The following is a 14,067-nucleotide window of genomic DNA, read 5'->3' as shown; positions in this document are numbered from 1 at the left end:
TTTTTTTATGCCGAGCTATTATATAATGAACGGAGGAGGAAGTTATGCAAAAACAACAATTACAACAAGAGGTGGATAAGCGCCGGACGTTCGCGATTATTTCCCACCCCGATGCGGGGAAAACGACGATTACCGAACAATTGCTGTTGTTTGGGGGGATTGTCCGCGAAGCCGGAACGGTCAAGGCCAAGAAGAGTGGCAACTTTGCAAAGTCCGACTGGATGGAAATCGAACAAAAACGGGGGATTTCCGTGACGAGTTCCGTGATGCAGTTTGATTACGATGATAAGCGGGTTAACATTCTGGATACGCCGGGACACGAGGATTTTTCTGAAGATACGTACCGGACGTTAATGGCGGTTGATTCGGCCGTGATGGTGATTGATGCGGCAAAGGGGATTGAGCCTCAAACGAAGAAACTGTTTCAAATCTGTAAGATGCGGGGGATTCCGATTTTTACGTTCATGAACAAGCTTGATCGGGATAGTCGCCCACCGATGGAGCTGGTCGATCAACTAGAAGAGGTCCTGGGGATTGAAGCGTACCCGATGAACTGGCCGATTGGCTCGGGACGAATTTTCAAGGGGTTATATGATCGTTACAACCACCGGGTTGAAAAGTTTCAACCGGAATCGGAAGGCCGGACCTTTATCCCGTTGGATGCTGATGGGCAGCTGGCCGAACCCAGCGAGTTGGCTGATGACGACATTTACTTAGAGGCCAAGGACGAAATGGATTTAATTACGGAAGCCGGGAACCAGTTTGACCGCGAGAAAATTGCGCACGGAGACCAAACGCCGGTCTTCTTTGGTTCGGCGCTGGTCAACTTTGGAGTCCAAACCTTCTTAGATGCTTATCTAAAGCTAGCTCCTGCTCCTGGCCCCCACGAAACCACGACGGGAGCAGAAGTTGCCCCGACTGATCCCGAATTTTCGGGGTTTGTCTTTAAGATTCAAGCTAATATGAACCCGCAACACCGGGATCGAATTGCGTTCGTACGGATTTGTTCTGGCGCCTTTGCCCGGGGAATGGACGTGACTTTGAGTCGAACCAACAAACCGATTCGGTTATCGAACGTGACTGAGTTTATGGCCAACACTAGAGAGAACGTGCAAACCGCCGTTGCTGGAGATATCATTGGCTTGTATGATACCGGAAACTTCCAGATTGGCGATACGATTTATACCGGCAAGCAAGCCTTGCAGTTTGAAAGCCTGCCTCAGTTTACGCCAGAGCTATTTATGCGGGTTTCGGCGAAAAACGTGATGAAGCAAAAGTCCTTTCACAAGGGGATTCAGCAGCTGGTGCAAGAAGGAGCGATCCAGCTCTATACCACTTATGATACTGGGCAATACATCTTAGGAGCGGTCGGCCAGTTGCAATTTGACGTCTTTCAGTTCCGGATGCAAAATGAGTACAATTCGGATGTCGTGATGGAGCCCCTCGGCCATAAAATTGCGCGTTGGATTGATCCCGACCAACTAGACGAAAAGATGTCGTCATCACGGAACATTTTGGTGAAGGACATTCACGGGGATCCCCTGTTTCTGTTTGAAAATCAATTTGCAGAACGTTGGTTCCAGAGCAAGTATCCGGACGTTAAGTTAACGGCCAAACTGTAAGCACCAAGGAGGTTAATTATGAAGCAGTTGTCAGCATGTACGAGTGTCTTAGTCGGAAAAGCGGCGAGCGTTGATGGGTCAACCATGATTGCGAGAAACGACGATACCTTTTTACCGTTGACCCCCCAACGATTTACGGTGGTGCCCGCTTACCAACAAGCGGGTCGCGAATGGCACTCGGGACAAAACGACCTGCGGATGCCGTTACCAGACACCGGTTATCGGTATCTCGCGACGCCCAACGCTGACGTAGACCGGGCTGGCGTCTACGCAGAAAGCGGATTTAATGAAAAGAACGTTGCGATGAGTGCCACGGAAAGTGTTTACGGAAATCCCCGGGCCCTCTCACACGATCCCTGGATCCCAAACGGGATTGCAGAGGATTCGTTGCAGTCGGTCGTCTTACCTTACATTGATACCGCGAAAGCTGGGGTTCAATACCTGGGAAACCTCCTAAAGCAGTATGGGTCTCCGGAAGGAAACGGGGTTTTATTTGCGGATGCCAATGAGGTTTGGTACATGGAGATTGTGACCGGACATCACTGGGTCGCCCAGCGCATCCCAGACGATTGTTATGCCGTTGTTGCCAACCAGGTTGCGATTCAAGAAGTTGACTTTGATGATTCCGACCAATTTCTGCATTCGGAGGGGATTGAGGAATTCGTTCGGCGCTACCATTTAAATCCAGCCGAGGACGGGTTTAACTTCCGGCAGATTTTTGGGACCAGTAACGAAAAGGACCGTCACTACAATACGCCCCGGGTTTGGTACGGACAAAAGTTATTTAACCCAGAAATTGAGCAATCCCCAGTTGCAAACGATTTGCCGTTCATTCGCAAGGCAAGTCGGAAGTTGACCGTGATGGACGTGGAAGCAGTATTGAGTTCGCACTATAACGAAACGGAGTATGATCCGTTGGGGAACGGGCCGAGTGAGTTAAAAACAAAGTTTCGGCCCGTTGCCATGAATCGGACCCAAAATTCACACGTGCTCCAAGTTCGCAACGATGCGGAAAATCCGCAGTGGGCCGCAATTATGTGGTTAAATTTTGGGGTACCGGCCTTTAGTCCCTACGTACCGTTTTTTGCGAACGTGGCCCGGACCCCGGCTAGTTACGATCAAACCCCGCTGACGATGGATGATCACAGCGCGTACTGGATGTATCGGAAGCTTTCGATGCTTGCGGAAACGCACTATCCACAGTTTATCCAAACGGTGCGGGACTTTAAGACGGAAGCCAACCAAATGTTTTTGACGCATCTAGAAAATACGATTTATCAGGCACGGCACCTAAGCGAAGCCCAAGTGCCAGCGTTTTTGGAGAGACAGAATCAGAGTTTAACGAACGAGATGTATGATCGGGTGCATCAACTGATGAATACGTTAATGGCAAAGGGGCTAACCCTCTCTAAACTGACGTATGATATGGATCGCAATCTATAAAAAAGACTTGTAGCAACGAACGGTTGCTGCAAGTCTTTTTTAATGGTTATTTATTTTCTGGCAGCCGGGTGGCGACGGTGGCTTGAATCCATTCGTTACCGCCAAGTGATAACCAGGTGTGTTCGTGCACTTGGACTTCTTTGAAGACCTTCCAAACGGAGCCGGCGGGCAGGGCCTCCGGATAGGGATTAGCAACGTGGGGCTTTGGATAGACCGCCGTGCGATGCTTAATCCGGACGCGATAGTAAACGGGTTGCACTAGCCGCCAATGTTCGTGGCGGTAGTAGGCGACTAAAGTTTGGGTGGTATCTGTAAAGTTTCCGTTCCGGTCTCCCGCTAGCAAGTGCAGTTGGTAGCCCGGGATGTGGGGAAGTTCGATGTGATAGGGTTCGTCCCGGTTCCCATCGATAAAGTGGGGGGCACCTAACAAGCGGTTTGTGTCGTAGTCAAAGCAATAAATCGCCACTGGGGCCGCTTTCGTGGGCGCATAAACTAACTGAACCACCTGGTTGAGACTGGTGACCCGGGTTGTAAGCCCGGTCAGGGTGATGAAGGTGTAGTTTGGAATAACCGGGATGTGAAGGGACAGATAGGCGCCGAGCCTGGTCTTCATGATTACTGCCGGGCGCAGGGTCTTGCCCTGGTTAGTAACGAATTGAACGAGTACCTCCGCTTCGCGCTCCGGGCGCGGGGGCTTTGATGGTTGGGGAGTGGGAACGGAACCGCTGGCAGGGGGCTCCGTTTCCGGATTCGGGGCCGGTGTGGGCTCAGGTTGATGTGGAGTTGCGGGTTTTGATTGAAATAGATTCTGCAAGAATTTGAACATTGGTTGAACTCCTTCCTCATGGCTTAATTTTAGCATGGAGGGGGAAAAAAGAAACCCCCCGCTACCAGAGCGAGGGGTTTTGAAGCGCTGCTTATTGTGCTGAAACGTGAAGCTGGTGTTGTTCATCAACGTCAGCTACCAATTTCTTAACATTAGGATGGTCTAACAGGTAACTAGCGGTCGGATCCTCAATTTGGTCTTGAATGACCCGCCGTAAGGGCCGAGCCCCCATGGCGGGATCGTAACCAAGTTCAACCAGTTGTTGCTTAGCCGGCTGGGTCACCGCTACGTTGATGCCAGCGGTTTGTAAGTTTTGGTTCATTTCATCGAGCATTAAATCAACAATCTGAAGCAGATTGGATTTTTGCAACTGGTTAAACTCGACGATGCCGTCAAACCGGTTCAGAAATTCGGGTTTGAAGTAGGCGCCTAACTTGTTGAGGACCGAGTGGGTCTTGCCGTGGGCGGCTGCCCCGAACCCCACGTTTGATTCTGCGTTTGAACCGGCGTTACTGGTCATGATGATGACCGTATCCTTAAAGGAAACCGTTCGTCCTTGCGAATCAGTTAAACGTCCGTCGTCAAGCACCTGTAAGAAGGTGTGTAAAACATCGGGATGGGCCTTTTCAATTTCATCGAAGAGGATCAGGCTGTACGGGTGGCGTCGGACCTTTTCGGTTAACTGACCAGCTTCATCGTATCCAACGTAGCCTGGTGCTGCTCCGATTAGCTTTGCTACGGATTGAGGTTCTCGGTATTCAGACATATCGAACCGAATCAAGGCCTCCTTAGAGCCGAAGAGTTGGTTTGCTAACTGCTTGGCCAACTCGGTTTTTCCCACTCCGGTTGGTCCAACGAACAGGAAGGATCCAATTGGACGGCCAGACTTATTAAAGCCAATCCGGTTCCGTTGAATGGCTTTGGCAACTTGGTTCACCGCCTCATTTTGGCCAATCACGTGTTCTTCAAGGTTGTGGTCCAGTTGTTTTAGTTGTGCCTTTTCTTGTTCCTCTAAGTCACCAACCGGGATGTCGGTAATTTCTTCAACCACCTGTTGCATGTCCTTTTCGGTGACCGTGTTGTTATTAGTGTTGTAGTTACGTGCCCCTTTGTCCCGCTGGGCTTCTAGTTGTTTTTCCTGGTCACGGTAGAAAGCAGCTTGTTCATAATCTTCCTTGTGGAGGGCCGCTTCCTTGTGGCGTTCGGCCTGGGCAATCTCTTTTTCAATGGCCTTCGGATCGATAATGTTAAGGGTCAGGTTCTTTCGGGACCCAGTCTCGTCGAGTAAATCGATGGCCTTATCCGGAAGATACCGGTCATTGATGTACCGGTTCGAAAGGTTAACCGCTGCTTCAATTGCTTGATCCGTGTAGTGAACGAGGTGATAGTCCTCGTAGTTCTTTTGTAAGCCCTTCAAAATTTTTACGGTTTGCTCTGGACTCGGTTCGTTCACCATGATGGGCTGGAACCGGCGTGCCAATGCCGAATCCTTTTCAATGTCACGGTATTCTTTCAGGGTTGTGGAACCAATTAACTGGAAGTCTCCCCGGGCCAGTGATGGTTTTAACACGTTTCCGGCATCGAGACCGCCTTCAGAATTGCCGGCGCCCATGATTTCGTGAATTTCATCAATGAAGAGGATGATGTTTGGATCAGCCTTAACTTCTTTAATGAGTTGTTGCATCTTCTTTTCAAATTGACCCCGAATCCCAGTTCCTTGAATGATTGAAACCATGTCAATTTGAATGATCCGTTTGCTTTGTAATTTTTGGGGGACCGTTCCATCAGCAATTTTTTGCGCGAGTCCTTCAACAATCGCCGTTTTTCCGACGCCGGCTTCCCCAATTAACACGGGGTTATTTTTGGACCGGCGGTTTAAAACTTCGATTGCCCGTGCCGTTTGCTCGTCTCTTCCAATGACGGGATCGAGGTTTCCCGTCCGCGCTAGTTTGGTTAAATCGGTTCCGTAAGTTGCTAAAATTCCTTTTTGACCGTGGTTGCCGTTAGAACCTTGTGTTCCGGCAGCCCCGTTTTGATTGTTTCCTTGCATGGAGCGAATTAAATCGTCTAGATTTCCAAATCCGTATGCACCTTGTTGTCCTTCCATTGGTACAACCTCCTTTATGGTTCTGGTCTTTTTGACCTTTGTTGACTAATTCCGTGTGATTATTATTATACTCACCTCAAAGCGGGTTTCAAGTAATTACACTGCTCCCCTTTGCAACGTGATTTATGATAGAATGAATGAGAAGAACAGAAAGGAAGCGAAGCCAATGGAACCAACCAAGGAAGCGTTTACCGCCCAACTAGAACAGCTGCAAAATGGGGATCTCCAGGAATTGACCGTGCAACCTGATCAGTTTTTTATCTTTCAACAGGCGTTTATGGATTATCCCACGCGGAAACGGGTGGTTGGGACCGCCCAAGAAAATGGCGTGGTTGTTTATCACTATGCTAGTGCTAACTAATCACGGGAACGAGGGCGCAAACGCTTGTATTTTGATGAATATATTGGTAGGCTTAGACTATAAATATGGTTACAAAGGGGTGCGTTGATATGGAAAAACGTCAATTTAAGATCACTGCGGAAACTGGGATTCATGCTCGTCCAGCCACTTTTTTGGTTCAAACGGCTAGTAAGTTTGATTCAAACATTACGTTGGAATACGAAGACAAGACGGTTAACTTAAAGTCAATCATGGGAGTGATGTCACTCGGAGTCGGCCAAAATGCGGTTATTACAATTACGGCTGATGGTGATGATGCAAAGGATGCCCTAGAAGCAATTGCTAAGACCATGAAGGATGAAGGCTTAATCGAATAGTAGTCGATTGGGGGTTAAAAGAGTTGCTACGGCAACTCTTTTTCTTTACCGGTATGATTTGCAAAGGATGGGCGAAACCAATATAATTCTAGTTGTTTATCGTCATTTGGAAAGGGTGGACCGGCAGTTGAAGATCGGCTTATTTACAGATACATATTTCCCGCAAGTAAGTGGGGTAGCAACTTCCATTAAAACGCTGCGAGAGGAATTGGAACGGCGTGGGCATCAGGTCTACATTTTCACGACTACGGATCCAAACGCAAACGAAGACCAAGAAGCAGGCATTTACCGATTTTCTAGCATTCCCTTTATTTCGTTTACAGAACGGCGTATTGCGGTTCGGGGCCTATTTCAGGCCACTCAAATTGCGAAGAAGTTAGGGCTGGATTTGGTGCATACCCAAACTGAATTTTCGATGGGAATGATTGGGAAGTTTGTGGCCCGGAATTTAAACCTTCCCTGTTTGCACACCTATCACACGATGTATGAGGATTATCTGCATTACGTGGCGAACGGGCGGTTGTTAAAGCCAATTCATGTGAAGGAAGGAACGCTAGCGTTTTGTCATCACTTGGACGGAATCGTGGCCCCCAGTAAACGGGTGCTCGATAAGTTAACGGACTACGGGGTCAAAAGCCCCATTCGGATTATTCCGACGGGAGTTGACTTACAACACTACGAGGCGGCTACAACCGGAGACGTGCGTGCTGAGTTGGGCTTAACTGCTGACCAACCTGTGTTGCTATCCCTGAGTCGGTTAGCCTACGAAAAGGACGTTGACACCCTAATTGATCAGATGCCGACGATTTTAGAGGCCGTTTCTAACGCGCACTTGGTGATTGTTGGGGACGGACCCGCGGCGGATGATTTACATGCCGAGGTGGCTCGCTTAGGGTTGCAAGCCCACGTGACCTTCACGGGCGAAATTAATAACCAGAATGTAAATGCGTACTATAAAATGGCCGATTTGTTTGTTTCCACCTCAAACTCAGAATCACAGGGATTGACGTACATTGAAGCGATGGCGGCTGATACCAAGGTGGTTGTAGCGTCCAGCCCGTATACGGATGATTTAATCAATGACCCCTCCCTGGGCAAAACCTTTACAACGTTGTCGGAATTTAGTGCTGACGTGATTGATTACTTACAACACCCGGCTGCCTTTCCTGACAAACCAGAATTGCGCCAGCAAAAGCTGCATGACATCTCGGCTGCTTACTTTGTTGATCAGGTGAGCGCCTTTTACCAGGATGCGGTTTCCCGCTACGTGGCGACGGAAAATAAGGAGTGATATGGTCATGCTGAAAATTGATATGTTTTCAACGGCGACAAAGGTCAAAGGTCAGGGAGTGGGGAGCGCGTATACCGAACTAATTCGGTTGTTAAAAACCCATTTTCCCAACGAATTTGCAATTGAAATTAATCGTTATAACCAGGCAGACATCAGTCATTACCATACGATTAATCCAACCTTTTATCTGTCGACCTTTAGCCATAAACGCGGCCGCAAGATTGGTTATGTGCACTTTCTGCCGGAAACTTTAGAAGAAAGTTTGAAGCTGCCGGTTGGACTAAAACAGTTATTTTACCGGTATGTAATTGCGTTTTACCGGCGCATGGATCAAATTGTCGTGGTCAATCCGACCTTTATTCCGGAGCTCGAAAAATACGGAATCCCCAAAGACCGGATTACCTACATTCCGAACTTTGTAAGTAAGAATGAGTTTCACCCGGTTCCAACGACGGAAAAGCACCGCTTGCGAACACGATACGATTATTCGGAACGGTTTACGGTAGTTTGTACGGGACAAGTGCAGACCCGCAAGGGCGTTTTCGACTTTGCTAAACTAGCGCAAGCTAATCCGGACTACCAGTTTATCTGGGTCGGGGGTTTTTCATTTGGTAGCATGACCGCCGGGTACAGTGAACTGAAACACCTGGTGGAAAATCCGCCCGCTAATTTGAGTTTCCCGGGGATTGTGGAACGGGAGCACCTGGTGGATTACTATAATTTGGCGGATGTGTTCTTGCTCCCGTCATATAACGAATTGTTTCCAATGTCAGTTTTGGAGGCTTTTTCGTGTGGGTTGCCAGTTATTTTGCGTGATCTACCGTTGTACCAACAAATTATTGCGGGGTACTATGCCCCTGCCCAGACCGGAACGCAGATGAACGACTGGTTGCACCGGTTGGCCACGGACCCAATGGAGTGGGAACGGTTTCATCAAAAAGCAGTGGCGGCGTCTGACCGTTATTCAGAAGACCACTTAGCGCACATTTGGCATGATTTTTATCTGCAGCAAGCGCAGCTTGAGAATGCGAAAGGAAAATCCCATGTCGAGAAGTAATAAAATTTCACTCCTGATCATGCTTGCCATTGGTGTATTGATTTCTTGGTACGCAGTGCGTGACATTCAATTCAGCGTTTTAATTCATGATCTCTCATCAATTAATCCTGGGTGGTTGTTAGTAGCGCTCGGATGTATTTTGCTCTACTTTTTCTTGGAGGCGGTGGTAACCTACGTTCTCGTGAAAAGTAGTACCCCGAACTTTTCGTTTCGCAATGCGATTCGGGTCCCCTTGGTAGAACAACTCTTTAACGGCATTACGCCGTTTTCTTCTGGCGGACAACCGGCGCAGCTGGTAGTGCTCTTACAAGCCGGCGTGGATGGAGGTAAAGCTAGTTCCGCTTTACTGATGAAGTTCGTGATTTATCAAGCCATGATTGTGCTGAACTTTGTCATCAGTCTGCTCATTGGTTTTCACTACCTGATCGACACGGTGCACTCGTTGGCAATCTTTGTGTTGTTTGGATTTTTAATCCACTTGGTGGTGATTGTTGGCCTGTTAATGATTATGTACTGGTATTCAATGACCAAAAGGGTGATTAACTGGTGTTTTAAAATCGTTAGCTGGTTTGTAAGCGAACAAAAGTACCGGTCCTGGAAGCAAACGTTAAACGAAAAAATTGATAATTTTCACCATGAAAGTGTGCGGATCGCCCACGAATGGAAGTTGATGGGGAAGGTTTGTGGAATAACCTTTCTCCAGCTGGTCTTTTATTACCTAATTCCTTACTTTGTGATGCTCGCGTTGGGCTATTACAATGCAAACGTGGTGATGGTAACCAGTTTAGACGTTCTGATTTTCCTAGTGATTTCGATCTTTCCAATTCCCGGTGGGGCTGGGGGCGCTGAATATAGCTTTGAAAAGTTGTTTGGCAGTTATATCCACAGTTCCAGTAAGCTGGCGCTCGCCATGATTCTGTGGCGCTTATTGACTTATTATTTAGGGTTAGTCTTAGGACTCGTAGCGTTGATTGTTAAGCCGAAACCGGCCAAAGTTAAACATGATTAAGCGGAAAAAATGGAGGAAACAAGCATGACTGCTTTTTTGAAACGAATCCGCCAATTTTTTAATACAACGATTGGGTTTTACTGCCTGGTTGTATTTCTTTTTTGGCTAAAAACCTATTATTGCTATAAGACGGACTTTACGTTGGGGGTTTCCGGCGGGATGCAAGAATTCTTGCTGGCCGTCAATCCCATCCCGTCAGCAATGTTGCTGTTTGGAATTGCCCTGTATTTTCGGGGCAAGCTCTCCTACTGGTTGATGCTGATTATCGACTTTTTACAGTCAACGTGGATTTTTGCAAACATTCTGTACTACCGTGAGTTTTCCGACTTCTTATCGATGGGGATTATTCAAGGGACGGGCAACGTCCAGAATAATTTGGGCAAGAGTTTTTTAGAAATTTTGAAACCCACTGACTTCATTGTGTACGTTGACATCGTGATTTTGATTCTGTTGTTGCTCTTCCGGGTCATTAAAATTAGTAAAAAGCCCCTCAAATTGCGATACGCCGTGGGGATTACCATTTTGTCATTGGTGCTAATGTTTGCAGAATACAACGTGGCAAATGCCGACCGGTCGGGTTTATTAACTCGGACCTTTGATAATAACTACATCGTTAAATACCTCGGTTTGAACGAGTATGCGGCCTTTAGCGCTTACCAAACGCACCAAGAGTCAACGACTAGATCGAAGGCGAAGGCGGCTGATTTAAAGAGCGTACAAAAGTTTGTAAAGAATAACTATGCTAGCCCTAACGTTAGTTACTACGGTAAGGAAAAGGGGAAGAACGTCTTCATCATTCACCTGGAAAGTTTCCAGCAGTTTTTAATTGATTATAAGGTGAATGGCAAGGAAGTAACCCCCAACATCAACAAGTTTTATCACGATCAGCACACCTTGTCGTTTGATAATTTTTACCACCAGGTGGCCCAGGGAAAGACTTCTGATGCCGAGATGATGTTAGAAAATTCATTGTACGGATTACCCCAGGGTTCGGCAATGGTTACCTATGGGGGTCAGAATACCTACCAGGCAGCGCCGTCAATTCTAGACCAAAAGGGATACACAACGGCAGCCTTTCACGGGGATGTTCCGACCTTTTGGAACCGGAATAATACCTATAAATCATGGGGATACGATTACTTCTTTAGTGAAGCTTACTATCAAAACAAGCCGAACTACAACATTGGATACGGAATGAAGGATAAAATCTTCTTCAAACAAAGTATTCCGTACATTCAGCAACTCCCACAACCATTTTATGCGAAGTTAATTACCCTCACGAACCACTATCCGTATGAAATTGATAAACAAAACACGGATTTCCCCGCCACAACGACGGGAGATAGTACCGTGGATCCTTACGTTCAAACCGCGCACTACTTGGATCAAGCGTTTGGGGAGTTTGAAGCCTACTTGCAAAAGAGTGGCTTGGCTAAGAATAGTGTAGTGGTTCTGTATGGGGACCACTACGGAATCTCTAATAACCACCGCCCAGCGATTGCTAAGCTTCTGAACAAGAAGAGTGTGAATAAGTATGACCTGGCAAAGTTCCAAAAGGTGCCGTTTATGATTAACGGTGCAAACATTCAAGGGGGCCTTGACCATACCTACGGCGGAGAGATTGATGTCTTACCAACCTTGTTGCACCTATTAGGGGTTAACAACCAGAACATGATCCAATTTGGTCAAGATTTAACCAGTAAGGATAATAACCAGATTGTGCCCTTCCGAAATGGGGACTTTGTCAGCCCGAAGTACACTAAGGTTGGCTCAACCGTTTATGACACCAAAACGGGAACGGAATTACGACCGAATGGGGAACAGCAACGCGAAATTGCCAAGATGCAAGCCTATGTAAATGGCGCTTTATCAAACTCAGATAAGGTTGTTTATGGTGACTTATTACGGTTCCACAAAATTAAGGGCTATCATGATGTCAATAAGAAGTCCTTTAATTACAGTAAGAAACCAGCATTAAAGAAGCTAAAACAAACTGATGAGAAAGAGAAGACCGATTTAGTTGATCAAAACGGTGGTAAATCGACTGTGTCTGATTTTCAAACGGACGCACCAGAGCTTAAATAATTAGGCTTCAGACCTGCTTTAACTAGCGGGTCTTTTTTTATTGAAAAGTATTGACGAACCTTAGGGAAGTTGATATGATTATTCATGTCGTTAAGGGCGGTCATCTGTTAGTTCCAAACGAGTTGAAAAAACAGTTGACTTTTAAACTTAATCGTTGTATGATAATAAAGTTGTCAAGTGATTGACGACGGAGTAGTTCTTTGAAAACTGAACAAGATTTTGATTACAAAAGTGTAAGGAATTTTTAAACGTGAGTTTAAAAATTAAACAATTGCGAAGTCAATTCGCTTAAAGTAACAAATCAAGGAGAGCTAGTAAAGTTCTCATTTAAAATGAGAGTTTGATCCTGGCTCAGGACGAACGTTGGCGGCGTGCCTAATACATGCAAGTCGAACGCGGTCTCCTAATTGACAAACCGTGCTTGCACGGGTTGGATTTTAGATCGGACCGAGTGGCGAACTGGTGAGTAACACGTGGGTAACCTGCCCAGAAGTAGGGGATAACACCTGGAAACAGATGCTAATACCGTATAACAACTAAAACCACATGGTTTTAGTTTGAAAGCTGGCCTTGGCGCTAGTGCTTTTGGATGGACCCGCGGCGTATTAGCTAGTTGGTGAGATAATAGCTCACCAAGGCGATGATACGTAGCAGACCTGAGAGGGTAATCTGCCACAATGGGACTGAGACACGGCCCATACTCCTACGGGAGGCAGCAGTAGGGAATCTTCCACAATGGACGCAAGTCTGATGGAGCAACGCCGCGTGAGTGAAGAAGGGTTTCGGCTCGTAAAACTCTGTTGTTAGAGAAGAACGACTGTGAGAGCAACTGCTCACGGCGTGACGGTATCTAACCAGAAAGTCACGGCTAACTACGTGCCAGCAGCCGCGGTAATACGTAGGTGGCAAACGTTGTCCGGATTTATTGGGCGTAAAGCGAGCGCAGGCGGTTTTTTAAGTCTGATGTGAAAGCCTTCGGCTTAACCGAAGAAGTGCATCGGAAACTGGGAAACTTGAGTGCAGAAGAGGACAGTGGAACTTCATGTGTAGCGGTGAAATGCGTAGATATATGAAGGAACACCAGTGGCGAAGGCGGCTGTCTAGTCTGCATCTGACGCTGAGGCTCGAAAGCATGGGTAGCAAACAGGATTAGATACCCTGGTAGTCCATGCCGTAAACGATGAATGCTAGGTGTTGGGAGGTTTCCGCCTCTCAGTGCCGGAGCTAACGCATTAAGCATTCCGCCTGGGGAGTACGACCGCAAGGTTGAAACTCAAAGGAATTGACGGGGACCCGCACAAGCGGTGGAGCATGTGGTTTAATTCGATGCTACGCGAAGAACCTTACCAGGTCTTGACATCTTCTGTTAGCCTAAGAGATTAGGTGTCCCCTTCGGGGGCAGAATGACAGGTGGTGCATGGTTGTCGTCAGCTCGTGTCGTGAGATGTTGGGTTAAGTCCCGCAACGAGCGCAACCCTTGTCTTTAGTTGCCAGCATTCAGTTGGGCACTCTAGAGAGACTGCCGGTGATAAACCGGAGGAAGGTGGGGATGACGTCAAATCATCATGCCCCTTATGACCTGGGCTACACACGTGCTACAATGGACGGTACAACGAGTTGCGAAACCGCGAGGTCAAGCTAATCTCTTAAAGCCGTTCTCAGTTCGGATTGCAGGCTGCAACTCGCCTGCATGAAGTTGGAATCGCTAGTAATCGTGGATCAGCATGCCACGGTGAATACGTTCCCGGGTCTTGTACACACCGCCCGTCACACCATGAGAGTTTGTAACACCCAAAGTCGGTTGGATAACCGTTAGGAGTCCGCCGCCTAAGGTGGGACAGATGATTAGGGTGAAGTCGTAACAAGGTAGCCGTAGGAGAACCTGCGGCTGGATCACCTCCTTTCTAAGG

Annotated in this window: 10 protein-coding genes and 1 rRNA gene; 9 read left to right on the top strand and 2 right to left on the bottom strand. The window is 47.4% G+C overall.

The genetic code is table 11. The features are described from left to right. Positions 1-44: 44 nt before the first annotated feature. Both M8332_RS04790 and M8332_RS04785 read left to right on the top strand, forming a co-directional pair. A complete protein-coding gene (locus M8332_RS04790) occupies positions 45-1,622 on the top strand; it encodes a peptide chain release factor 3 (protein WP_252779698.1) in 1,578 nt (525 codons plus the stop codon). Between the two features lie 18 nt (positions 1,623-1,640). Beyond that, positions 1,641-3,065, top strand: a complete 1,425-nt coding sequence (locus M8332_RS04785) for a C69 family dipeptidase (protein ID WP_252779697.1) — start codon at positions 1,641-1,643, stop codon at positions 3,063-3,065. 46 nt (positions 3,066-3,111) lie between these two features. Here the strand turns inward: M8332_RS04785 and M8332_RS04780 are convergent, their stop codons facing one another. Both M8332_RS04780 and M8332_RS04775 read right to left on the bottom strand, forming a co-directional pair. Further along, entirely contained in the window at positions 3,112-3,891 is a 780-nt protein-coding gene (locus M8332_RS04780) for a MucBP domain-containing protein (protein WP_252779696.1), read from the bottom strand. 91 nt (positions 3,892-3,982) lie between these two features. Beyond that, entirely contained in the window at positions 3,983-5,998 is a 2,016-nt protein-coding gene (locus tag M8332_RS04775) for an ATP-dependent Clp protease ATP-binding subunit (RefSeq protein WP_252779695.1), read from the bottom strand. Between the two features lie 166 nt (positions 5,999-6,164). Here M8332_RS04775 and ykzS point away from each other — a divergent pair, with 166 nt between their 5' ends. From ykzS to M8332_RS04740, 7 genes are all read left to right on the top strand, one after another. Then, the gene (ykzS, locus tag M8332_RS04770; protein WP_252779694.1) at positions 6,165-6,359 is read left to right on the top strand and encodes a protein YkzS; all 195 of its coding nucleotides are present in this window, start codon (positions 6,165-6,167) and stop codon (positions 6,357-6,359) included. Between the two features lie 89 nt (positions 6,360-6,448). Next, positions 6,449-6,715, top strand: coding sequence for a phosphocarrier protein HPr (locus M8332_RS04765; protein ID WP_252750443.1), 267 nt, complete (start codon positions 6,449-6,451; stop codon positions 6,713-6,715). 127 nt (positions 6,716-6,842) lie between these two features. Then, a complete protein-coding gene (locus tag M8332_RS04760; RefSeq protein WP_252779693.1) occupies positions 6,843-8,006 on the top strand; it encodes a glycosyltransferase family 4 protein in 1,164 nt (387 codons plus the stop codon). A gap of 7 nt (positions 8,007-8,013) precedes the next feature. Further along, on the top strand, positions 8,014-9,063 hold the full coding sequence (locus M8332_RS04755) for a glycosyltransferase family 4 protein (protein ID WP_252779692.1): 1,050 nt from the start codon (positions 8,014-8,016) through the stop codon (positions 9,061-9,063). Continuing rightward, the gene (locus M8332_RS04750) at positions 9,050-10,072 is read left to right on the top strand and encodes a lysylphosphatidylglycerol synthase transmembrane domain-containing protein (protein ID WP_252779691.1); all 1,023 of its coding nucleotides are present in this window, start codon (positions 9,050-9,052) and stop codon (positions 10,070-10,072) included. Before M8332_RS04755 ends, M8332_RS04750 begins: the two co-directional genes overlap by 14 nt. 24 nt (positions 10,073-10,096) lie before the next feature. Then, positions 10,097-12,157 carry an LTA synthase family protein gene (locus M8332_RS04745; RefSeq protein WP_252779690.1) on the top strand — a complete coding sequence of 687 codons (2,061 nt, stop codon included), beginning with the start codon at positions 10,097-10,099 and terminating at the stop codon, positions 12,155-12,157. Positions 12,158-12,485: 328 nt separating this feature from the next. After that, a 16S ribosomal RNA gene (locus M8332_RS04740) occupies positions 12,486-14,061 on the top strand. Positions 14,062-14,067: the final 6 nt, after the last annotated feature.

The sequence above is a fragment of the Fructilactobacillus ixorae genome, assembly GCF_024029915.1.
Classification (GTDB): domain Bacteria; phylum Bacillota; class Bacilli; order Lactobacillales; family Lactobacillaceae; genus Fructilactobacillus; species Fructilactobacillus ixorae.
This window is presented reverse-complemented; position numbering and strand designations above follow the sequence as displayed.

Coding starts and splice junctions, on each gene's coding strand:
- M8332_RS04765 (WP_252750443.1), top strand. CDS start 6,449: ATGGAAAAACGTCAATTTAAGATCACTGCGGAAACTGGGATTCATGCT.
- M8332_RS04775 (WP_252779695.1), bottom strand. CDS start 5,998: ATGGAAGGACAACAAGGTGCATACGGATTTGGAAATCTAGACGATTTA.
- ykzS (WP_252779694.1), top strand. CDS start 6,165: ATGGAACCAACCAAGGAAGCGTTTACCGCCCAACTAGAACAGCTGCAA.
- M8332_RS04745 (WP_252779690.1), top strand. CDS start 10,097: ATGACTGCTTTTTTGAAACGAATCCGCCAATTTTTTAATACAACGATT.
- M8332_RS04750 (WP_252779691.1), top strand. CDS start 9,050: ATGTCGAGAAGTAATAAAATTTCACTCCTGATCATGCTTGCCATTGGT.
- M8332_RS04790 (WP_252779698.1), top strand. CDS start 45: ATGCAAAAACAACAATTACAACAAGAGGTGGATAAGCGCCGGACGTTC.
- M8332_RS04755 (WP_252779692.1), top strand. CDS start 8,014: ATGCTGAAAATTGATATGTTTTCAACGGCGACAAAGGTCAAAGGTCAG.
- M8332_RS04785 (WP_252779697.1), top strand. CDS start 1,641: ATGAAGCAGTTGTCAGCATGTACGAGTGTCTTAGTCGGAAAAGCGGCG.
- M8332_RS04780 (WP_252779696.1), bottom strand. CDS start 3,891: ATGTTCAAATTCTTGCAGAATCTATTTCAATCAAAACCCGCAACTCCA.